The 22,900-nt window shown below is 33.3% G+C and carries 21 protein-coding genes, 1 tRNA gene and 1 pseudogene; 16 read left to right on the top strand and 7 right to left on the bottom strand.

The features are described from left to right. Nucleotides 1-393: 393 nt before the first annotated feature. From ACE38P_RS01025 to tnpC (ACE38P_RS01010), 4 genes are all read left to right on the top strand, one after another. A complete protein-coding gene (locus ACE38P_RS01025) occupies nucleotides 394-1,122 on the top strand; it encodes an ankyrin repeat domain-containing protein (RefSeq protein WP_374699353.1) in 729 nt (242 codons plus the stop codon). Nucleotides 1,123-1,124: 2 nt separating this feature from the next. Beyond that, nucleotides 1,125-1,334, top strand: coding sequence for a hypothetical protein (locus tag ACE38P_RS01020; protein WP_353281831.1), 210 nt, complete (start codon nucleotides 1,125-1,127; stop codon nucleotides 1,332-1,334). Nucleotides 1,335-1,836: 502 nt separating this feature from the next. Then, a complete protein-coding gene (gene tnpC, locus ACE38P_RS01015; protein ID WP_374699286.1) occupies nucleotides 1,837-3,219 on the top strand; it encodes an IS66 family transposase in 1,383 nt (460 codons plus the stop codon). Between the two features lie 180 nt (nucleotides 3,220-3,399). After that, entirely contained in the window at nucleotides 3,400-4,782 is a 1,383-nt protein-coding gene (gene tnpC / locus ACE38P_RS01010; RefSeq protein WP_374699286.1) for an IS66 family transposase, read from the top strand. A 398-nt stretch (nucleotides 4,783-5,180) separates the two neighbouring features. Here tnpC (ACE38P_RS01010) and odhB read toward each other — a convergent pair whose 3' ends face one another. Further along, entirely contained in the window at nucleotides 5,181-6,353 is a 1,173-nt protein-coding gene (odhB, locus tag ACE38P_RS01005; RefSeq protein WP_374699352.1) for a 2-oxoglutarate dehydrogenase complex dihydrolipoyllysine-residue succinyltransferase, read from the bottom strand. Nucleotides 6,354-6,504: 151 nt separating this feature from the next. Here odhB and ACE38P_RS01000 point away from each other — a divergent pair, with 151 nt between their 5' ends. From ACE38P_RS01000 to ACE38P_RS00990, 3 genes are all read left to right on the top strand, one after another. After that, the gene (locus ACE38P_RS01000; protein ID WP_374699351.1) at nucleotides 6,505-8,142 is read left to right on the top strand and encodes a hypothetical protein; all 1,638 of its coding nucleotides are present in this window, start codon (nucleotides 6,505-6,507) and stop codon (nucleotides 8,140-8,142) included. 235 nt (nucleotides 8,143-8,377) lie between these two features. Further along, nucleotides 8,378-9,073 carry a polyprenyl diphosphate synthase gene (gene uppS / locus ACE38P_RS00995; RefSeq protein ID WP_063630495.1) on the top strand — a complete coding sequence of 232 codons (696 nt, stop codon included), beginning with the start codon at nucleotides 8,378-8,380 and terminating at the stop codon, nucleotides 9,071-9,073. Next, entirely contained in the window at nucleotides 9,063-9,689 is a 627-nt protein-coding gene (locus tag ACE38P_RS00990; protein WP_264375531.1) for a phosphatidate cytidylyltransferase, read from the top strand. The genes uppS and ACE38P_RS00990 overlap by 11 nt, the downstream gene beginning before the upstream one ends. A gap of 15 nt (nucleotides 9,690-9,704) precedes the next feature. On the opposite strand, the gene ACE38P_RS00985 is transcribed toward ACE38P_RS00990, so the two are convergent. Continuing rightward, complete coding sequence (locus tag ACE38P_RS00985) at nucleotides 9,705-9,914, bottom strand: zinc-finger domain-containing protein (RefSeq protein WP_007302836.1); 210 nt, start codon at nucleotides 9,912-9,914, stop codon at nucleotides 9,705-9,707. A 71-nt stretch (nucleotides 9,915-9,985) separates the two neighbouring features. Then, nucleotides 9,986-10,492, bottom strand: a complete 507-nt coding sequence (gene coaD / locus ACE38P_RS00980) for a pantetheine-phosphate adenylyltransferase (protein ID WP_007302835.1) — start codon at nucleotides 10,490-10,492, stop codon at nucleotides 9,986-9,988. 74 nt (nucleotides 10,493-10,566) lie between these two features. Between coaD and ACE38P_RS00975 the strand changes: the two genes are divergently transcribed. Both ACE38P_RS00975 and ACE38P_RS00970 read left to right on the top strand, forming a co-directional pair. Then, nucleotides 10,567-10,639: transfer RNA gene (locus tag ACE38P_RS00975), tRNA-Phe, on the top strand. A 60-nt stretch (nucleotides 10,640-10,699) separates the two neighbouring features. After that, nucleotides 10,700-11,638, top strand: coding sequence for a gamma-glutamyl-gamma-aminobutyrate hydrolase family protein (locus ACE38P_RS00970; RefSeq protein ID WP_264375532.1), 939 nt, complete (start codon nucleotides 10,700-10,702; stop codon nucleotides 11,636-11,638). Between the two features lie 231 nt (nucleotides 11,639-11,869). Here the strand turns inward: ACE38P_RS00970 and ubiH are convergent, their stop codons facing one another. After that, complete coding sequence (ubiH, locus tag ACE38P_RS00965; RefSeq protein ID WP_374699350.1) at nucleotides 11,870-13,027, bottom strand: 2-octaprenyl-6-methoxyphenyl hydroxylase; 1,158 nt, start codon at nucleotides 13,025-13,027, stop codon at nucleotides 11,870-11,872. 139 nt (nucleotides 13,028-13,166) lie between these two features. Here ubiH and ACE38P_RS00960 point away from each other — a divergent pair, with 139 nt between their 5' ends. From ACE38P_RS00960 to ACE38P_RS00940, 5 genes and pseudogenes are all read left to right on the top strand, one after another. Beyond that, nucleotides 13,167-13,547 carry a hypothetical protein gene (locus ACE38P_RS00960; protein WP_374699349.1) on the top strand — a complete coding sequence of 127 codons (381 nt, stop codon included), beginning with the start codon at nucleotides 13,167-13,169 and terminating at the stop codon, nucleotides 13,545-13,547. Between the two features lie 46 nt (nucleotides 13,548-13,593). Further along, nucleotides 13,594-14,225 (top strand): annotated as a pseudogene (locus tag ACE38P_RS00955) (IS6 family transposase). Between the two features lie 146 nt (nucleotides 14,226-14,371). Then, complete coding sequence (locus ACE38P_RS00950; protein WP_010401485.1) at nucleotides 14,372-14,971, top strand: peroxiredoxin; 600 nt, start codon at nucleotides 14,372-14,374, stop codon at nucleotides 14,969-14,971. Continuing rightward, nucleotides 14,958-15,905, top strand: a complete 948-nt coding sequence (gene trxB / locus ACE38P_RS00945; protein WP_264719923.1) for a thioredoxin-disulfide reductase — start codon at nucleotides 14,958-14,960, stop codon at nucleotides 15,903-15,905. Before ACE38P_RS00950 ends, trxB begins: the two co-directional genes overlap by 14 nt. Before the next feature lie 91 nt (nucleotides 15,906-15,996). Continuing rightward, on the top strand, nucleotides 15,997-17,469 hold the full coding sequence (locus tag ACE38P_RS00940) for a hypothetical protein (RefSeq protein WP_374699348.1): 1,473 nt from the start codon (nucleotides 15,997-15,999) through the stop codon (nucleotides 17,467-17,469). A gap of 143 nt (nucleotides 17,470-17,612) precedes the next feature. On the opposite strand, the gene ubiB is transcribed toward ACE38P_RS00940, so the two are convergent. Further along, a complete protein-coding gene (ubiB, locus tag ACE38P_RS00935; RefSeq protein ID WP_264682647.1) occupies nucleotides 17,613-19,034 on the bottom strand; it encodes a 2-polyprenylphenol 6-hydroxylase in 1,422 nt (473 codons plus the stop codon). Then, nucleotides 19,031-19,762, bottom strand: coding sequence for a metal ABC transporter ATP-binding protein (locus tag ACE38P_RS00930; RefSeq protein WP_264686436.1), 732 nt, complete (start codon nucleotides 19,760-19,762; stop codon nucleotides 19,031-19,033). The genes ubiB and ACE38P_RS00930 overlap by 4 nt, the downstream gene beginning before the upstream one ends. Between ACE38P_RS00930 and ACE38P_RS00925 the strand changes: the two genes are divergently transcribed. Both ACE38P_RS00925 and tnpC (ACE38P_RS00920) read left to right on the top strand, forming a co-directional pair. After that, a complete protein-coding gene (locus ACE38P_RS00925; protein ID WP_264686435.1) occupies nucleotides 19,754-20,629 on the top strand; it encodes a zinc ABC transporter substrate-binding protein in 876 nt (291 codons plus the stop codon). The two genes, ACE38P_RS00930 and ACE38P_RS00925, sit on opposite strands and share 9 nt — an antisense overlap. Before the next feature lie 459 nt (nucleotides 20,630-21,088). After that, the gene (tnpC, locus tag ACE38P_RS00920) at nucleotides 21,089-22,471 is read left to right on the top strand and encodes an IS66 family transposase (RefSeq protein ID WP_374699286.1); all 1,383 of its coding nucleotides are present in this window, start codon (nucleotides 21,089-21,091) and stop codon (nucleotides 22,469-22,471) included. A gap of 198 nt (nucleotides 22,472-22,669) precedes the next feature. Here the strand turns inward: tnpC (ACE38P_RS00920) and rpmG are convergent, their stop codons facing one another. Next, entirely contained in the window at nucleotides 22,670-22,870 is a 201-nt protein-coding gene (rpmG, locus tag ACE38P_RS00915; protein ID WP_012481745.1) for a 50S ribosomal protein L33, read from the bottom strand. Nucleotides 22,871-22,900: the final 30 nt, after the last annotated feature.

Raw genomic sequence — 22,900 nt, 5'->3', positions numbered from 1 at the left:
CACATGTACATCATCAAGATTGCAATAATAACATGAAAAATCTATCCTTGCTTCATAAGCACTGCCACGATCAATTACATGGAAGTATGTATACCAAATTAGAGAGAAGCCGGATGATGGGAAGTCCGGTTTTGAAGTCGAGTGGGGAGAGGTGACTTTCTCCACTTAGATAACTCACTAGCTGGTTTTGAGTTCTGGAAATGGTTATTTATCTAAATTTTTAGTAGAATGTATTGCTAGGCCAAAGAGATATATAACTCTTTAGTCAAAAACTTAAATAAAATAGCCTGAAGATAAAATATTAAAAGACACATAAAAACTACTTGCATTGCCAATTGTATTGATTAGCATATAATAAAATTTAGGTTTTTATGTGAAATAGAGAGGGATTTTATGCAAGATATAAAGACTAACCCACAAGCAACTAGTTCAGATAGGGAAGAAAAATCTTTTCAGTTTAAAAATAGAATAAGACGTCAATATAACCCTGATGATACTAATATTGCCAAGTTGTTTCTTATGATACGTGAACACAAAACGGGCAATCCTGAGCTAGACAAGACTAATGCAATTACAGAATTACTTACTCAAGTAGAAAATATTAATGATATAGATCTCAATGATGGTGGTAATACACCACTACATGTTGCTGTAAGCAAAGAACATCAAGACATTGTCGAACTTCTTTTGAATGTGTCTGGTATAGACCAAAACATTAAAAATAATCAAGGTAAAACTCCACTCGATATTGCTAAGCAATCCAATAAGGAAAAGATTATTGAAACTTTAGAAGAACATTTAACAGAATCTTCTAATCAAGCAGAAAGACTTTCTGCGCAAGAAAAGGAAGTGCATGAAAAGCTCAGAAAGTTTGTTGAAGATTTTGTTTTTATTTATGAACGCTCTTTATCAGAGTACTATGAGAGACTAGAAAATCAAATAGGAAAGCCAGGTAAATGGGCTGAGTTTGCTAATAAAATAATGGATATAGGAAAAAGTGGAACAGAAGACATAAAAATAAAGGCCTTTTCTCTTATTGGAATTAAAGTTCTTCAAGAAGCAATATTCAGCATTGGTAGTAGTTATAATAGAGCAGAGCTGGCTTTGTTGCATAGCGAGTAGAGATGGGAGAAAAAAAGGGAGAAAATCTAAAGAAAGTGGTTACTCTATTAAGAAATGAACATTTTGTAGAGTATATGCCACAGAAGATGAAATTCAGTAATCATAAAGAGTATAATCAATTTTTAGAAAAAAGAGGAAATGTCTTTCATTTTATCGATGAAGCTATAGAAAACTGGTACGAAAGTTCAGAAAAAATTCCTGGAGATTTATAGCGATAAGGTTGTTATTGCAGTACATATAGTTGTTAATCTATTTAGAATAGGCTTAAGGCAAGCAGTTGGATTTATAAAAGGATATTTACAAAGTATAGTGAAGAATCTCCAAGTATTCACAAGCTTCTCGTCAAACTTAATTTGAAATTATGTGACCACAGAACAGATAAAAATGACATAGAGAATATTGAAATTGCTATAGATAGTACTGTAATCCATATTTATAGTAACAGTACTTAACATAACAAAGATAACGCCAAGATAAGGAAGTATAATGGTACAGATCAAATAAGAAAGCTACATGTTGCTTTGGACGAAAACAGCAAAAAGGCAATAGCAATTCGATATACTAATTTTCTTTCACATGATAGCATCTAAAATACTAAAGGAAATGGGTGATATCTATAAGATTAAGTCTCTGCGGTGTCCGTTCAGCAGAGCGGCAAAATAAGGTAGACAAAGCAAGATAATAAAGATAATCATAGGGTAAATATGAGGTAATATGGTAAACCTTTTAGAACTCTGCAAAAATTTACAGCAAAAAATAGAAAAGTTAGAAGCAAAAATAGAAAGATTGGAAAGAGAGAATGAAAGTTTAAAAGCAGAGCATGAGGCTTTAAAGATAGAGAACGCTGAATTAAAGGAAAGGCTAGGTTTAAATTCAAAAAACTCATCAATTCCCAATTCAAAAGAATTATACAAAATGAAAAAGGAAAAGCCAAAAAGCGAAAGAAAGATTGGTGGTCAAGTTGGGCATAAGGGTAATTATCGTGCTAAAATGGAAGCAGATGAGGTGATAAAGATAGAGTTGTCACCTACTTGCGAATGCGGAGGGAAGATTGCAATATGCGAAAAACCTTATATTCATCAGAAAGTAGATCTTCCGGAGATTAAGGCTTATGTAATGGAATATCAGTTGGAACATGGCCGTTGTCAGAGATGCGGAAAAAGAAGAAGTAGCAAGTTACCAGAGGGTGTTACGCCAGATACATTTGGCCCAAGGGTTAAGTCAGTAGTTGCAGCACTCAGTGGGTTTTATAAAAATTCAAAGCGCGAAGTAGCTAGCATCATAAATGATATCTTCAATTTGAACATAAGCGTCGGTAGCATATCAAATAGTGAACATAGAGTTGCTTCAAAATGCAAAAAAATGTATGAGCAGATCGAACAAGAGATAAGTAGGAGTAAAGTTCTACATATTGATGAAACGAGCCATTATAACAAAGGTAAACTCGCTTGGTGTTGGATGTTTGCAAGCAATACGGCAAGTTTTGTGAAGTTGACAGAGTCAAGGGGAATGAAAGTTTTAAAAAATAGTGTATGCTGCAATCGTAATAGCTTGGTAGTAACCGACAGATATGCAGCATACAACTACTTTGCTGATGAAAGAAGGCAAATCTGTTGGGCACACTTAGCAAGGGATTTTGAAAGATTAGCGCATAGTTGGAAATTTGAAGTTAAAGTTCTGGGCTGTTACTTGAGAAATGTAGCCACTGAGTTATTTGCACTGAAAAAAGCTTTACTAAAAAATGAGATAGATGTTTCAAGATTTATTAGACGTGCCAAGAAATTGCGAAAACGTACAAGGTATTATTTGAAGGAAATATCTCGCTTACCTGAAGCAATTGGAGCGTCTCGAGTTGCAAAGAATATTTTGAAATCTGAAAGAATGATGTGGAAATTTTTAGATGACCCAGAAAATACTCCGCTGACAAATAATCACGCTGAACGGCAAATACGGCATTATGTCGTTTATCGCAAAAATTCATATTTTACACAATCAGAACGAGGAAACTCATTCCTTGAGCAAATAATTTCGTTATACTTAACATGGAAACAGAGGAGGCTAAACCCTTTTCACAATCTTCTATCTATCGTTTCTTAAACCACTCTGCTGAACGGATACGTCTCTGCGTGCAGATGGAGCTTATGATACAGATAATTTATATAAGTTGTGCAATCAATACAATTTGAAACCCATCATAAGTGTCCGTTCAGCAGAGCGGCAAAATAAGGTAGACAAAGCAAGATAATAAAGATAATCATAGGGTAAATATGAGGTAATATGGTAAACCTTTTAGAACTCTGCAAAAATTTACAGCAAAAAATAGAAAAGTTAGAAGCAAAAATAGAAAGATTGGAAAGAGAGAATGAAAGTTTAAAAGCAGAGCATGAGGCTTTAAAGATAGAGAACGCTGAATTAAAGGAAAGGCTAGGTTTAAATTCAAAAAACTCATCAATTCCCAATTCAAAAGAATTATACAAAATGAAAAAGGAAAAGCCAAAAAGCGAAAGAAAGATTGGTGGTCAAGTTGGGCATAAGGGTAATTATCGTGCTAAAATGGAAGCAGATGAGGTGATAAAGATAGAGTTGTCACCTACTTGCGAATGCGGAGGGAAGATTGCAATATGCGAAAAACCTTATATTCATCAGAAAGTAGATCTTCCGGAGATTAAGGCTTATGTAATGGAATATCAGTTGGAACATGGCCGTTGTCAGAGATGCGGAAAAAGAAGAAGTAGCAAGTTACCAGAGGGTGTTACGCCAGATACATTTGGCCCAAGGGTTAAGTCAGTAGTTGCAGCACTCAGTGGGTTTTATAAAAATTCAAAGCGCGAAGTAGCTAGCATCATAAATGATATCTTCAATTTGAACATAAGCGTCGGTAGCATATCAAATAGTGAACATAGAGTTGCTTCAAAATGCAAAAAAATGTATGAGCAGATCGAACAAGAGATAAGTAGGAGTAAAGTTCTACATATTGATGAAACGAGCCATTATAACAAAGGTAAACTCGCTTGGTGTTGGATGTTTGCAAGCAATACGGCAAGTTTTGTGAAGTTGACAGAGTCAAGGGGAATGAAAGTTTTAAAAAATAGTGTATGCTGCAATCGTAATAGCTTGGTAGTAACCGACAGATATGCAGCATACAACTACTTTGCTGATGAAAGAAGGCAAATCTGTTGGGCACACTTAGCAAGGGATTTTGAAAGATTAGCGCATAGTTGGAAATTTGAAGTTAAAGTTCTGGGCTGTTACTTGAGAAATGTAGCCACTGAGTTATTTGCACTGAAAAAAGCTTTACTAAAAAATGAGATAGATGTTTCAAGATTTATTAGACGTGCCAAGAAATTGCGAAAACGTACAAGGTATTATTTGAAGGAAATATCTCGCTTACCTGAAGCAATTGGAGCGTCTCGAGTTGCAAAGAATATTTTGAAATCTGAAAGAATGATGTGGAAATTTTTAGATGACCCAGAAAATACTCCGCTGACAAATAATCACGCTGAACGGCAAATACGGCATTATGTCGTTTATCGCAAAAATTCATATTTTACACAATCAGAACGAGGAAACTCATTCCTTGAGCAAATAATTTCGTTATACTTAACATGGAAACAGAGGAGGCTAAACCCTTTTCACAATCTTCTATCTATCGTTTCTTAAACCACTCTGCTGAACGGATACCATCATAAAGCCAAGAAAAAATCTGCAGCAATATAGATTATCTATCAGAAAGAAACAACAACATTAGTATAAGGAAAACTTACAATTTAACCCACTGGAAAAAGAAGACAAGGTATGAAATACGTTCACGTATCGAGAGTTTTTTCCTGAGGCTCAAAAAAACATTTGGATTTAGTTTTAAGAATAAATCTGAGGTAAATCGCTCTCAAGAGGTGCTTTTAAAATGCTATTTGATTAATAACTTTACTGATATAGGTATGCCTATTTTCAAATTTGCCTCGTAAATTCCTTTCATTACTCCTCCTCATTCCTTGCCATTCAACAAAGCCACCCATCTTGAAAACTTCAGAAAAACTTACTTGTCGCTTTTAACCTGCTTAAATTTCCAAAACCAATCTATTTGGATCTTCTATGTAATTTTTGATTTTCACAAGGAAAGTAACTGCTCCTTTGCCATCAACTATTCTGTGATCGTAAGAGAGGGCAATGTACATCATAGGTCTGATTTCAATTGAGCTACTCACAGCAACTGGTCTATTTTGTATTGAGTGCATGCCAAGTATTCCAGATTGCGGAGGGTTTATTATCGGAGTAGAAAGAAGTGAACCATACACACCACCGTTTGAGATAGTAAATGTTGCACCTTCCATTTCCGATACTTGCAGCTTACCTTCTCGTGCTTTTTTGCCAAGAGCAACTAAAGTTAGTTCAATTTCAGCAAATGACATTTGATCAGCATCACGAATAACTGGTACAACAAGACCTTTGTCAGTGCCAACAGCAACACCTATGTCATAGTAATTTTTATATACAATTTCATCACCTGAAATCTCAGCGTTAATCTCACGAATTTCTTTTAGTGCTTGCACTGCTGCCTTTATAAAAAACGACATGAAACCCAGTTTTATTCCATATTTCTTTTCAAAAGTTTCTTTATACTTTGCCCTCAGATCCATGACGTTTTTCATGTCAATTTCATTGAACGTGGTCAGTATTGCAGCAGTATTTTGCGATGCTTTCAAACGAGCAGCTATTACTTGCCTTATTTTGCTCATTTTCACTCGCTCTTCTCTTCTCTCTCCACTTACTACACTTTTTGGCGATTCATATTGTTTTACCGGAGGTTGTTCAGCTTTACTAATATGGTCTATCACATCCGCTTTAGTTATTCTGCCTCCCATGCCAGTTCCTTTTACATTTTCTGCACTAATTGCATTTTCTTCCATAATTTTACGAGCTGAAGGGGCATCTTTTTTATCAGGGCTTTCGCCTTTATCTTCTTTTTTCACTTCTTCTTTTACTTCTCCTACAGCAAGTTTTGCCAGTAATTGATCAGGGCTAATTACATCATCTTCTTTCACAAAAAATTCAGTTATTTGTCCTGAAGCTTCTGCAGTTAGTTCTAGCGCCGTTTTATCAGTTTCAATTTCAAAGATCAAGTCATCTACTTTTACTGCTTCGCCGATATTTTTCTTTATTTTTACTATACCTTCCGTAACTGATTCACCACCAAGAGTTTTTGGCGCTCTGATTTCTATAATTTTGCTCATAAAATAACTTCTACATAAAACTTTCTATAAATTTATACATGAAAAGAAACATAAATAAACTAATAAATTCATTAGGCCTTTTATCATAATGCTTGATTATTTCCTCCTAATACATGCAAAATTAAAATACTAAGTAAATTGAAATAAGATTATGGATTTTGATAAGGCAGGCAATGCAGAAGACTTATATAATGAAAAACTTCAACTGATATGTAAGACTTATAACAGAGAATTACTATCAAATCAAAGAGTTGTTGATGGCATCAATTCAATGGATTACAGTAAGCTTAAAATCTTATGCAAGTATCATAATAAGTTTAGTCACAAAGGTATTGAAGAATTACTATTAGATGAGAGCATTGTTAATCACATCAACGATTATGATGATGAAATGTTTAGGTCCATGCTAAATGATGCACCTGCGGAGCACAATATTCTAGAAATACTAAAAGGTGGGAAGGTTTGCAATATCAACAATGAATTCGAAAGTAGTGATAGTGAGGAGAATGAAGAAGATTATGGATATTATGATTACGAGGAAGATGAAAAAAATGATCCGAATAACTTCGCTAAAGAAGCACTAGGAAATAAAGGAATTAATGAAAAACATGTTGATGATGTTCAGTTTTGCAACGATGCAGATGTGGGAACACCACTAGAAAATCAAAATGCTATTAGGAATATCCGTTTTATTCAATGGATGATAGTTGAGAGTGATGGTAAGCTTAGTGAGCAAAATGTTACAGAATTACTAAAAGATTCGAGTTCTATTGATCGAATTAACTCTCTTGATGATAAAAAGCTTCAACTTATACTCAAGAGTGATAAGTTTAGTGGTGAAAATATTATAGAGTTATTAGGAAATCAAAGAGTTGTTGAATACCTCTATTTTATTGATTATGAAAAATTTGAACTCATTCATAATAGTGATAAGTTTAATAGTAGCAAGTATGCTAGTAGCAGTCACAAGGTTATAAGGTTGCTAGAAAATCAAGAGCTTGTTAAGCACATCAATTTTATTGATTATGAAAAACTTCAATTCATACTTTGTAATGATAAGTTTCTTCTTAGCGATATTATAATACTACTAAAAAATCAGGAGGTTGTTGAGAATATCATTTCTTTTAACATTGAAAAATTTCGACTCATATTTTATAGTGATAAGCTTAACTGTGTAGATACAATAGAATTACTAGAAAATCAGAAAATTGTTGATTGCATCGATTCGATTGCTCTTAAGAAATTAGAACTCATGTTTAATAATGGGAATTTTAGTTTTGAAAATATTATAAAAACACTAAAAGATCAAAAAATTGTTGATTGCATCAATTCAATTGCTCCTGAGAAATTAGAACTCATATTTAATAAGTTTAGTTCTCAAGATATTATAAAAGTACTAGAAGATCAAGATGTTGTTAAGGGCATCAATTCTGTTACCACTAAAGAGCTAAAAGCAATAACAGATAATGTTACTGATAAGGTATTTGTCAATATATTTAAAAATTTTAAACCTAGCGTAAAGTCGACTTTGAGGCTTGCTATACTCCTGCGTAAAGCTGGTAAAATTACAGATATTAATATCGATTACTTGAACAACAAGGAACGTATTTACGAAGATATAATTAAATATGTTCCCCAAGAGCTGGACATAAATATAGAGTCACTTATACCACTCCCTACATTTAAAAGATATACTGAATGCGAAGAACCTGTGTCAAAATTATATAATTTATCTTTAGAGCAGGTTATTGAGAATATAAATCCACATAAAAGAGCCAGGTATTCCTAACACCACTAAATTCATTTGTTTATAATAATTTCACTATATCGTAAAACCATCTATATCAGACTATTTTTACTATATTTTCTTGGTAAAATCACTGGCAGCTGACACCGAGGTTGAGAAAATTTTTGTAATATAGACTATCAATGATTTTTCAGTAATAATATAGTTTTAGGTGGATATAGTGAACGTTTCATACAGAGATATAGACATTAAGCTAATTAGAACAGGTTGAATTCAAATGTTGAATCTAGAATCTCTGCCAAAACATCTAGCAATTATTATGGATGGTAATGGTAGGTGGGCAAACAATCAAGGAAGGGTAAAAATTGATGGCTATAGAAAAGGCAGTGAGGTTGCATTTGATATTGCTAAGCATTGCACAGTCCTGGCCATACCTTACTTAACTTTGTATGCATTTTCCATGGAAAATTGGCTCAGATCTGAAAACGAAACAGACTACCTATTTAATTTATTTTACTCCACTTTAACTAATGAAGATAAAATGAAATTCATTTACAATTGTAACATTAAGTTAAATTTTATTGGCAATTTAAGTCTATTGCCCAGTAAAATATTCGATCAAATCAAAAAAGCAGAAGAAGTGACACATAAGAACGATGGTCTATTACTCACTGTTGCAGTTAGTTATGGAGCAAAGCAGGAAATTATACATGCTATCAACAACGTCATAAAAGGAAATATTGATTGCGTATTGGAAGAGGAATTTGAAAAATTTCTGTATACTAAAGATTTGCCAAAATTGGATTTATTAATTCGCACTGGTGGCGAAAAAAGGTTAAGCAATTTTTTATTATGGCAAGCAGCTTATGCTGAATTGTATTTTTGTGATACTTTGTGGCCCGATTTTTCTTGTCAAGATTTGACCAAAGCACTAGAAGATTATACAAAAAGAGAAAAAAAATATGGTAGATAATAACTTTATGGTTAGAATATTGTCCTCAATAGTAATATTACTCATATTTTCTTTTGCTACATATTTCAGTGATTTATCATTTTATCTACTAATTTTTTCAATTGCAGTTTTATCTTCTTTTGAATGGTATAATCTAACTCAGGGCAATAGAATCTTATACATTTTCGCATTACTATTAATCGCACTACCAAATGCCTCGCTAATATGCCTATATAATCTACCACAGGGAAAATATGCATTAGTATGGCTTATCTTAACTATTTGGAGCATCGATATTGCTGCCTATTTTTTCGGCAAAAATTTTGGTAAAACTAGAATTTGTCCAATCATTAGCCCTGGGAAAACTTGGTTAGGACTTTTTGGTGCAGTCTTAGCTGGAATAGTGTGTGCAATTTTTGGCTCAATATTTTTGAGTTTATTTCCAATTTTTTATTCTCCAATAATTGGTTTGATAGTTGCTATTCTAGCCCAACTTGGAGATTTCACTGAGTCACTCATCAAAAGAGTTTACAATGTTAAAGATAGTGGAGGTATTATACCAGGCCATGGAGGAGTACTCGACCGTATGGATAGTTTCATTTTTACTGCCCCTCTCATTGCTATTTACATAAGCTAAAAAAATGAAGTACTATTAACCTTTGGTTCTTTCCTTCTTGCTTATTACTTTCACCTCAACAGATTGAAATTCTTCGGCACTCACTATTTCATCCATTGACTTATTACAATAAGGACAATACATTTCTCCTTCTTTGTGTAAGTATACTATTGGATGACCAGAACCATCATCATTCTCATCACCACGGCAGCAAACTATTACATTATTATCCCTCACTTTTAACATGTCTCTCCTTTAGCTTACAATATTTTACACATCTAACATACTCGTTTGGAAATAAAAAAGACAACAAATACTTATTCTCCATTTTCTACCCTATTTAGATTAATCAATTCACTTTGGACACTTTTTGACACAAAGTTGCTAACATCTCCTCCTAATCTCGCTATTTCCTTTACAAAACTTGATGAGATAAATTGAGTATCCTCAGATGCAGGAAGAAATATAGTTTCGATTTCAGGAAAGAGCTTATAATTTACCCAACTCATTTGAAACTCGTAATCAAAATCCGATACTGCTCTCAGTCCTCTAATAATAACAGAAGCATTTTGCTCTTTGGCAAACTTCACTAGCAACCCATTAAAGGATATAATATCTGCATCAATTCCTGCTCCTTTCACTTCATTTTTAGCCATGCTTGTGCGCAGTCTTATGTCAAAATTAGTATGTTTATTAACATTCTCTGCAACACCAATTATCAACTTATCGACTAGCTTACATGCTCTTTTTATTATGTCAAGGTGCCCAAAAGTTATGGGGTCAAATGTACCAGGATAAATTCCTATTTTGTTACTAATGTTCATTCTTTGTTTCTATACTTCAAAAACTTTTGATGGACATGATAACGTTTTTTATCTAAAAATGAAAGTACGTAGTTGGCCTGATAGCTCAGTTGGTAGAGCAAAGGACTGAAAATCCTTGTGTCGCTGGTTCGATTCCTGCTCAGGCCACATTCTTTTTCTTAATGTTCTATAATATATTATAATATTAATATAATTATTTAGGAAATAATGTATAAATGTTACAATAGAATATTTAATATACTATTAATTACATTTCTACTATTAAGTAATATCGCTTATAGTGAAAAAGTAAACAAAGAATTATCTGCTTTGACAGTGGAAAATGCAGTAAATTATAATATAATTGTTGGTTTATTGCAAACAGATGAATCTCAAAATATCTATGAGATATTCAATAATTTTGGGGTTAAAACTATATTCATTGACTACGACAAAATAATTAATCTAAAAGAAATCCAAGAAGAGTTCGCAAAACAAGATGAAATATTGGCAAAAAAGCTGATACTAGATCGAATAAAAGTTGAAGTTGCAAAATTTATCAAAGAGCAAAAGATAAACAGAATATTTATTTCAGATAACTTTCATTCAGCTCTTAACCCTTACCGCCAGCTTGTGAATGAAGCAATTGTAAAAACAGTAGATGACAATCCTACAATTCATTTGCTTGCCATATGCGGTGGTTTACAAGACATTATGCATGCAAAAGAAATTGAAATAACAAATGTTGTTAATGATGAGAAGAATCATTTAAAATCATCATCCTATCCACAAAAAGAGAATATATCTCTTCAGCAGATAAAAATTGTTCCAGGTAGTCGTTTGGAAAAAGTGGTAGCTAGATTTTTACTACCTAATCAAAATGGCTGGTTTTCAACTTATTTTCCGAATGCTCATTCAGGTACAGTAAGTAATACTACAGAGAATAGAAGAAGGCTAGAGCTACTTGGATATAAAATTGCAGCATTTGCCAATGACGGGGTAATAGAAGCTATCGAAGATAAGCATGGTAATATTTACTTTCAAAGTCATCTAGAAGCCCTTGTTGTCAAATCAGATAAAAACTCTCGTTTGTCAAGCCAAAAGGTACGTCAGGTTTCAACACTAGTTGCTATAGCGATTATAAATGATTTTCTTCATCGCGTTTAATGCTAAAATAAGGAAAATCATTTAATGTCATGCCAGTACCCTTTTTCTTGTCATTCCAGTGCGTGACGCTGGAATTCAGTTTTTCATTTCATCAAATTTAGCATAAGCTCAAGTTTGCTTATAAATTTTTCTGGATGCCAGTGTCTGGGCACTGGCATGACATTATGGAATTTGGGCTCCAGTGTCAACTACTCTAATGACACCTGATTATGATGAAAGAAATCTAATGATTTATATAAACCCCATAGCATGTCGAACGAAGCTTTTTTTAAGAAAATCTGAATTTTCAACTACCATTAAACCAAGATTGCTCAGAACTTTAACACAAAGTATTCTGTTGGAAAATATTCTATTTAGTCCATCAGTTGCAAGTGCCATAGTAAAATTATCAAAGTATCTATCACGTGAAATTTTCTTCAATAGATAATTACTGCCAACATCAATGCCAGAGGATTTTGCAGCAGTTATTTGTCTAATAACACTCTCTACATCTCTCATTCCAAGGTTAAGTCCTTGACCTGCAACCGGGTGGATTGAATGTGCTGCATCGCCAATCAGCAAAATTCTGCTTTTATGCAGCTTCCTAGCGAAAGAAAAACTCAAAGGATAAAGTCTTCTTTCACCCTCTAATTCAATTTCTCCCAAATAAGAACCAAATCTTTTTTTGAGTTCTATGACAAATTCCTCTTCGGATAAGCTCATCAGCATTTTTGAAATTTCGCATTTTTCTGTCCAAACTATTGAAGAAGTATAGCCACCTTTCATTGGCAAAATTGCAAATGGACCACCAGGAAAAAACCTCTCTACAGCTAAGTTTTGGTGATGTAATTCATGTTTTACATTAAATACCATGCTATTTTGTTTATAATCAAATTTTATTATTGTTATAGAAAACAACTCTGGCAGCTTAGAGTTTTTACCTTCAGCACAGATAAATAGTGATGATATCAATTTTTGATCATTATCAAGAGTAACTTCCACGTATCCTTCGTCACAAGCGATTGTTTTATAGAAACGTGGAGAATATATATTGAGTTTATGCAAAAAATTATTATTAATTGCATTCCATATAATAGCGCTCTTGATTACATAACCCATTGGCTCTTCACCAACCATTTTATGGTCATAATGAACAGTAAATGGGCTATCTCCATCTAATATGCATATATCAAGTATTGGTTCAGCTTCATCTTCTAAGAACTGCCAAATTCCTAATTTTTCTAGTATTTTTTTTGACCCTTGAGAAATAGCAAATGCTCGATTATCATCAACTGCACGTGGTAAACTATTTTTCTCAATTACGGCTACAGATACAGAGTCATTACTCAGGCCAATAGCAGTAATAAGACCAATTAGCCCACTACCTGAAATGATTACATCGTAATTCATTTTATTTACCTAAAATTACATTTTATTCGTTTTGAAAATAGTTTAAACAAACTTTGTAGATGCTGGACTTCTTATCACTACCTTAGTATACCTCATATTAGTAATAAAGTATTAATTATTTTATTAAAGGAAACAGCTTATGACTACAGATTGTAAAGAAGAAATGAGAAACTGTATCTCTAAATATAAAGAAGAACTTGCAGAAAATAAAGCAGCAATTAGACAAACTTTAACTAGCGATAAAATTAATATAAGCGATTACTTTTATCAGGGTGATACAATCTGTAATGAAGAACTATTTAATGTAGGAGGCGAGTGTCAAGATACACAACGTGGTAAATATACGTATGATGAATGGAAGCAAAAAATTGAAAAATCTAAAGCTAACGAGTTGTTAGAAGACAAAAATTTGCAAGAAACGTTAAAAAGCAAAGATTCGCAAGAAGAGTTAAAAGGCAAAATATCAAAGAGTCTTGAGGATTATAAACAGTATCATGAAAAGGTTCTGTCGCATTTGTAGGGAAGTAGAAAGAAGAATGATATAATTGTCTAAAAAAAAAGCAAAGATGTTTCGTATCAATCAAAAATTGTTGCCATATTTCAAAGGATTTAGCTTTTCAGCGGATGTTATCTGTATACATGAAATGTCGATTGATTCTCTTTGAGCTATCGAGATTTGGAAGAAATGATGAGTATAAGGGGAGCAAAATGCTACGTTACAAAGGTGGGTTATCACCACTGATAGATGAGGCAGTAAGGAAAAGAAAGAAGCAGGTTGGTAGTAGTTGGAGAGACTTACATTAAATTAAACGGTAAATGGGTTTATTTATATACTGTAGACTTCCTCTTGTGTGTTAGTAGAGACAAGTCTGCAGCACTTGCATTCTTTCGTAAAGCCTTCAGGAGTAACTATCTTCCTGAGAAAATTGTAATTGATAAAAGCGGCAGTAATACTGCTGCTCTTGATGATTTGAATGCAGAAATTTCTGAAGATTACAGTTCTTCAAATAAAATATCTAAATAATATTGTTGATAGATTTATCAAAAAACTAATAAAGCCAATGCTTGGGTTTAAAAGCTTCCATTCCGCAAAGATTACCATCACAGGCATAGAAAATATTCGTATGATTCAAAAAAGACAAATTATTAAAATAATGTTTCTACTTTTGAGAATTTTGCTATGTTAATGGCTTCATAACTCCTATAATCCCACCTTTAATGATCTTCTTTCCTATGGTTTATAGATGCGACAGAACCGTTTTTATAGGATTGGGGCTAAAGAAAACTTGCATGTAAATGTATCAAGGTATAAAATTATAAATATTAAGAATGAATAGGTTAGTTATGAATCTTGTAACAAAATCCGCTATCGATTTTACTGCTTCGGCTGTTCTTGCTAGTGGAAAAATAGTTGATGATTTCTGTTTAAGTAAACATATAAAGGATAAGTATGCTGTCCTTTTTTTCTATCCACTTGATTTTACTTTTGTCTGTCCAACTGAGTTGATATCATTTAGCAACAAAATAGAAGATTTTTCAAAACGTAATGTTGAAGTGATAGGAATAAGTATAGATTCAAAATTTTCACACTATAAATGGCGAAACACTCCAGTTAATGATGGTGGTATTGGAGAGGTTAGCTACAATTTAGTGTCTGATATCAAAAAGTCTATATCAAGAGACTATGGGGTCTTATATGATGACTCAATTGCACTAAGAGCAACTTTTGTTATTGATGATAAGTTTGTTGTACGTCATCAATCGATAAATGATTTTCCTTTGGGACGTAATATCGATGAGTTTATTAGAATTATTGATGCAATAAAACATAATGAAGAGCATGGTGAAGTATGTCCAGCAGGGTGGAAAAAAGGTAAGCCAGCAATGCAGGCAAGCGATGAAGGAGTGGCTGATTATCTAAACTCACACAGTGCAGAATTATAAATTGAGTACAAAAGTTCTTATTATTGGATCTGGAGTAGCGGGTTATGCTGCTGCTATATATGCAGCACGTGCAAATTTAGAGCCAATTGTAGTAACAGGAATGCAACCTGGTGGTCAGCTTACAATTACTACGGATGTTGAAAACTATCCAGGTTTTATTTCTATACAAGGTCCAGAACTCATGGAACAAAAGAGGTTGCATGCAGAGAAGGTGGGGGCAAGGATAATAGATGACGAAATAAAAAGCGTTGAACAACTTGAGGATTCTAATGAGTATAGATTTAGATCTTGTGGTGATACTAGTGACTACTATTCGAATGCAATTATAATCGCAGCTGGTGCGCAAGCGAAGTGGCTTGGCCTGGAGAGTGAAAAGAAATTTCAAGGTTACGGAGTTTCGGCATGCGCAACTTGTGATGGTGCATTTTTTCGGAATAAAGTTGTAGCTGTGGTTGGTGGTGGAAATACTGCTGTTGAAGAAGCAATATTTTTAACTCGATTTGCTAAGGAAGTTATATTGATACACAGGCGTGATAAGTTAAGAGCAGAGAAAGTAATGCAAGACAGGCTCTTTAAAAATGATAAGATAAAGGTAATATGGAATCATACCGTAGAGCAGATTCTTGGAGAAGAAAATCCTAAAAAAGTTACTGGCATTACAATTAAATCGACGAAAACCAATAAATTTCAGGAATTAAAAGTGGATGGAGTGTTCATTGCAATTGGGCATGCGCCAAATACAGGTATTTTTAAGGGCTTTGTTGAAATGGATCAGCAAGGTTATATAATTACGAAACCTGGAACAACTCTAACCAGTAGGGCAGGGGTGTTTGCTGCTGGTGATGTTCAAGATAAGGTATATCGCCAGGCAGTAGTTGCAGCAGGTACAGGGTGCATGGCTGCACTTGATGCAGAAAAATTTTTGGAATCATAATTAGTTCTAAAATTTTTAACTAAATTACTTGCAATTTTCTTTGTTTTTTTTATAATTATGTCAATAAATTATAGATTGAGGAGAATTTAGTATGCTTTCGAGAAGTAATGTAGGTTCTAGAAGAAGTGTTGTTAATGATACAGGATTACGAGCTCAAAATCAAACAACTTCAGGACAATCAACAAAAAAATTATTTAAAGCTATTCAATTTCAAGGCACTGATGATGAAAGAGTAACACCTGAAGAAGCTTTGAATCATTTTCAACAAGCATTGCAAGAAGGTGCGGATGTTAATGCGTTTAATGAAGAAGGCATGACACCTTTGATATCTATAATTTATGATTTATCTGCAGGCTCTGAAACAGAAGAAGAAAAAGAATATCAGAGTATGATTAGGTTACTTCTACTTCACCGAAGCATAGATGTTAATATTCAAAAAAAAGGTGATAGCAATACAGCTTTGCATCTAGCAATGTCCTTTCAACAAAGGAAAGTGTTACAACTCTTACTAAGTCATCCGAGAATAATGATGTATCTACTAAATAAAAGACTTCAAGATCCTGAGGAATGTGCTAAAAAAAATCGTGCTGAGCATTTGATCATAGAAATACAAAAAGCAGAAACAGGAAAACAATTATTGAATGCTCTTTCTAACAGAAATATTGACCGAGCAAAAGAACTATTAAATCAAGAACTCAACCCTAATTGTTGGAAAAGAAATTCAAATGGAGAAATAGAAACACCACTTAGCCTGATTATCAAATCATGTTTACAAGGAATAACAGAAAGTAACGAAGAAGTATTGAGAAAACTTTTAAAACATAAGGAGCTAGATTTTAGTCAAATAAAGCCAATATCAGCTATAGAGCAAAATCCATGGGTGAAGCAAATAATTGAGCAAGTTATGAAAGAGCGATTAACTGATGCTATTAATAGAAAAGATTTGGATGATATAAAAAAATTAGTAGAAGATAATTGCTTTATGAATGATCAAATTGTTATTGAGTTGCTTAAAAGTTTTAATCCTGTCAGAGAATATCTAAATGGAAAATTCCCTGCAACTGTGGAACAGTCTTCAGCAAATGTACATAATGTTGCCCCGGAAATAAACGACGATTTGATTGCTCAAGAATTGCAGCAGCTCGAAAACCTTAGAAATGAGCTTGAAAGAACAAAAATTCGACTTACAGAAAAAGAGAAAGAGCTGAATAGGGTTGTAAGTGAAAGAGACACTAACAAAATTTCACAGTTAGAAAGGAATTTTAGGCAAGAGAGATCAGAACTTCAAGCTCAAAATCAAGACTTAAAGAACAAAAACAGAAAACTTTCAGAAGCAAACATTTATAATAGAAGGCAAAGTAACTATGCCTATGCTTCTTTTGTGTTATCTGGAGCGTTTGCTGTTGGTGCATGTTTAACAATATCGAATTTAGAAATATGTATTTCACTTGCTGTAGCTGCATTTGTCTTCCTTACAATTGGATGCTACTGTTCATATAAAGCAAGTACAGTACTGAGTGATGTGATAAGCACTGAGCTTGGTAATGTTATCCGTTTAGGATGAAGTTAAGGTTTTTACTTCTTCTCTAAACTCTGCTGAAAATTTTTGTACATACTGAAAATACCTTGATAATTCGAGTGAATGTAAACCTGAGTGGTTTCAAGACTTAAATAGTTGTTGTAAACTTGCTTTTATTATCTTTTAGTTCAAGAAATTAAAAGTTTAACGATGAGAATTATAATTACAGACCAAAGTAAAAAGTAGGCTTTTCCATTTGATCTATTTTTCACTTGTAATTTTTTGTCAGCTATTAGGTTTAATTTTTCTATAAGGCTAAATATTCCTTGGATTGTTTTGATGGGATAAGAGCTTTTAATTTTTTCCCTATACCCTATTTTACTTTCATGTTGACTGTTTATCCATGTTTCAACTACTTTCCACATATTGATTTCTGGATAGACTTTCCTACATGTTCCTTCTAATAAAATCATAGTTTTCTGCAGCAATAACAATTGTGTTTGAACTTTCATATCAAAATCACCAGTTATTTTTAGTAGCTGAGTAAGTAATCGAGCAAATGAAATCTTCTGTATAGGCTGTCCAACAATGGGCTCACCTATTGCTCTGCAAGCTGTAACAAAATTTCTATGCTGTGATGGAACATAACCGGCTCTAAAGTGCATTTTTGCAACGTGATCATAATCCCTATTTAAAAAGCCTTTGAGTATCTCTATAACGTAATAGCATGTCTCACGATCTATTCTACCCATGATTCCACAATCCAGGGCAATAATATTGTTATTACTATCGATCATTAAATTTCCAGGATGCATATCAGCATGAAAAAAACAATCCCTATATACCTGATTACAAAAAGATTCTATAAGATTGATAGCTATTTGCTTTCGGTTATTCAGCTTTTCAACTTCGTATATTGGTATAGCTTCCATCCATTCTAATGTTAAAACCTTTTTTGAAGTTCTACTCCAATCTATTTCAGGTACGTAGAAACCTCTGTCATGTTTAGTATTTTCCTTCAGTTCCGAAGAGTGGGCAGCCTCAAAGCGTAGATCTAACTCTAATCGGCAAATTTCAGCAAAAGTTTTGACTAATTCAACTGGCTTCAGCCTTTTTGATTGTTCACTAAATTTTTCTGCAATTTCTGCAAGCCAAGAAAGCATTTTTATATCCCTTGAGAATGTTTTCTCAATATTTGGCCTCAAAACCTTTACAGCAACTTCCTTACCCTCAATTGTAACTGCTCTATGCACCTGAGAAATTGATGCTGCTGCAATTGGCTTTTCAGAAAAACTTGAAAAAATGTCGCTTAATTTACAATTAAACTCACTTTCTATAGTTTTAACTGCTATTTTATACGAAAATGATGGCAATCTATCACATATCAATAGCAAGTTATTTGTTATGTCCTCATTTAAAATATCAGTGCGTGATGAAATGGATTGCCCAAATTTAATGAACACCGGACCTAATCTTTCAAGAGCACGCTTTAGTTTATGACCTTGTATTTTATTTATTGATTTTTTTGATGGTGGAAGTAAATAAGGTAACACATTGTAGCGTGTTAGCACTGTAGTTATTTGCAGAAGACGTAGAATATTTTGAATCATTTCGCTGCGTAACTGCCAAATATTTCATTTATCTCCATAATTTCATCAGGTTTACCTTGATAATAGATAGTATTATTTATGCAAATTATGTAATCTGAGGATGGTAGAGCAGAGTTAAGGTCATGAGAAGTCATGAGAATCGACACTGATCGTTCTTTTGCGATTTTATTTATAATATCATAAAATTTAGCTCGTGCGTTAATATCCATTGCACTGACTGGTTCATCTAAAATGATCAAATCAGATTCTGAAATTAAACAACGTGCAAGTAGCAGTAGTTGTGTTTGTCCTGCAGAAATTTCTAATACTTGATTCTTTAAAATGTTACCGATGCCAACCAATTCTATCGCTTCTGTAACGATAGATTGATTTTTTTTGAATCTCTTCGAGGAGCTATTGAAAAGGAAAGACTCAACTGTTATTGGCATCAAATTACCAATACTAAAATTTTGTGGCATATAGCTAATTTTTACATTATCGGCAAATAAAATACTGCCAATATAGCCTTTATTTATACCAGCAACTGCTTTCACTAAAGAGGTTTTACCTCCGCCATTTGGACCAAGTATTGTAACTATATCTCCTCTTTCTACTGATATATTGATATTATCAAGAACTTTTTTACTACCATGTGCAAGAGTAAGGTTTTCTATTTTTAGAATGCAGTTATTGACATTACTTAATTTTTTGTCAAAAATTGACTTCTTCTCAATATTTATATGAGACATTTACTGATTTTTTTTCTATTACTTTCACTTACACTATACTACAATAGTGCCTTTTCATCCAATTTAAAAATTGTAGCTACAATCAAACCTATACACTCACTTGTAGCTTCTGTTACAGATGGAATTTCAAAGCCAGAATTACTAATGTACGAAATAGTGTCTGAACATAACTACATGCTCAGGCCTTCAGATGCAAGTAAATTAGAATCTAGTAATATTATATTTTATATCGATGATTCTTTGGAAACATTTGTTAAAACTTTCGCTAAAGAAAATAAGAAGTTAATACCGCTATCAAGTGCAATCGATCTACTTCCTGCTCGACCACATTCATTTTCTAGTCACATTCAAGATGAAAAAGATTTGCATATTTGGCTGAGTCCTAAAAATGCAAAAAGTATGATACTTTCTATCAGTGCAACATTATCTAATATAGATAAAGAAAATACCTATCGATACAATACTAACGCAGAGGAGGCTATAAGAAAGATAGACCAAGAAGTAGAAAAAATTACGAAAGAATTGGATGAGTTAAAAAATCAAAAATACATAGTTACTCACGATGCTTATCAATATTTCGAAAAATATTTTGATTTAAGTTACCCAAGCGCCATTCTTTCTATAGAAGAGGATTCTTACATAGGTATGAAGAGTTTAATGAAATTAAAAAAGGTAATGAAAGAGGAAAACGTTAAATGTATTGTTTCTCATTCACGAGAGGATAGCATAAAGCCTAATGTCTTTTCTAGTGACGTAAAAATGGTGATTCTTGATCCTATTGGATCAGATGTAGAGCCTGGAAAGGATGCATATCTAGATATAATCAGCAGCATTGCACAAAATTTCAAGTCTTGTTTCACTGAGTAATGAGTTCTTTTATCTATTCAGATAGCATTGCAAACTTAGTGCTTTCTATTCCAATCACAACTATACCGACATTATCTACCAGAAGTATATCATCCCAGTATCAAGTACTGGGATGACACCTTCTACTACGCAAATTACCACAATGTCCGCACGGCTATACACGTGATGCTGGAATTCTTAGCACACCTTTTGATTTATGAAAAATCAGTGTCTGCATTTACTTCTATTTTTTTATCTATTTTATTTTGCCATTTTACTGCTTACTCTGTATTCAAATTACATGAACCTTTTTATATTAGGCAAGCTCAGGTTATTTTTACGTTTATATATTGATCCGATCTAGTCCAATAAACCCTCTAAGGAAAACCCTTAGATTTTTGGTGTCCGTTCAGCAGAGCGGCAAAATAAGGTAGACAAAGCAAGATAATAAAGATAATCATAGGGTAAATATGAGGTAATATGGTAAACCTTTTAGAACTCTGCAAAAATTTACAGCAAAAAATAGAAAAGTTAGAAGCAAAAATAGAAAGATTGGAAAGAGAGAATGAAAGTTTAAAAGCAGAGCATGAGGCTTTAAAGATAGAGAACGCTGAATTAAAGGAAAGGCTAGGTTTAAATTCAAAAAACTCATCAATTCCCAATTCAAAAGAATTATACAAAATGAAAAAGGAAAAGCCAAAAAGCGAAAGAAAGATTGGTGGTCAAGTTGGGCATAAGGGTAATTATCGTGCTAAAATGGAAGCAGATGAGGTGATAAAGATAGAGTTGTCACCTACTTGCGAATGCGGAGGGAAGATTGCAATATGCGAAAAACCTTATATTCATCAGAAAGTAGATCTTCCGGAGATTAAGGCTTATGTAATGGAATATCAGTTGGAACATGGCCGTTGTCAGAGATGCGGAAAAAGAAGAAGTAGCAAGTTACCAGAGGGTGTTACGCCAGATACATTTGGCCCAAGGGTTAAGTCAGTAGTTGCAGCACTCAGTGGGTTTTATAAAAATTCAAAGCGCGAAGTAGCTAGCATCATAAATGATATCTTCAATTTGAACATAAGCGTCGGTAGCATATCAAATAGTGAACATAGAGTTGCTTCAAAATGCAAAAAAATGTATGAGCAGATCGAACAAGAGATAAGTAGGAGTAAAGTTCTACATATTGATGAAACGAGCCATTATAACAAAGGTAAACTCGCTTGGTGTTGGATGTTTGCAAGCAATACGGCAAGTTTTGTGAAGTTGACAGAGTCAAGGGGAATGAAAGTTTTAAAAAATAGTGTATGCTGCAATCGTAATAGCTTGGTAGTAACCGACAGATATGCAGCATACAACTACTTTGCTGATGAAAGAAGGCAAATCTGTTGGGCACACTTAGCAAGGGATTTTGAAAGATTAGCGCATAGTTGGAAATTTGAAGTTAAAGTTCTGGGCTGTTACTTGAGAAATGTAGCCACTGAGTTATTTGCACTGAAAAAAGCTTTACTAAAAAATGAGATAGATGTTTCAAGATTTATTAGACGTGCCAAGAAATTGCGAAAACGTACAAGGTATTATTTGAAGGAAATATCTCGCTTACCTGAAGCAATTGGAGCGTCTCGAGTTGCAAAGAATATTTTGAAATCTGAAAGAATGATGTGGAAATTTTTAGATGACCCAGAAAATACTCCGCTGACAAATAATCACGCTGAACGGCAAATACGGCATTATGTCGTTTATCGCAAAAATTCATATTTTACACAATCAGAACGAGGAAACTCATTCCTTGAGCAAATAATTTCGTTATACTTAACATGGAAACAGAGGAGGCTAAACCCTTTTCACAATCTTCTATCTATCGTTTCTTAAACCACTCTGCTGAACGGATACGATTTTTGACCTACTAACGTGTGACACTTTAGGTTTTAGAGCGTTTTCTGTGTTTTATACTTTATGTTTATTAATTGTGTAATGATCAACACTATGAGTTTCACCTTCCCTTCCATTATATCTCTGAGCTCTATTATTAGAGTATAACTTGATTATAAACTATATATAACAATAAACTTACTTTAATTTTTCTTCTTTAAATAATACGTGTCTTCTGACCACTGGGTCATACTTCCTAAACTCGAGCTTTTTGGGAAGGTTCTTAGGATTACGTTTTTTTACACAAAAATAGCCTGTTAGTTTCTCTTCTCCAGTTTTTGTTGTTTTAGTTGCAGTGCTAACTAGCTTGACAAGCAAAGAAGCATTTTTTTTCGCCATAATTGTTAGTGATATAATAAACTCTATGCA

Source organism: Wolbachia endosymbiont (group A) of Limnophora tigrina (assembly GCF_964263225.1).
GTDB lineage: Bacteria > Pseudomonadota > Alphaproteobacteria > Rickettsiales > Anaplasmataceae > Wolbachia.
This window is presented reverse-complemented; position numbering and strand designations above follow the sequence as displayed.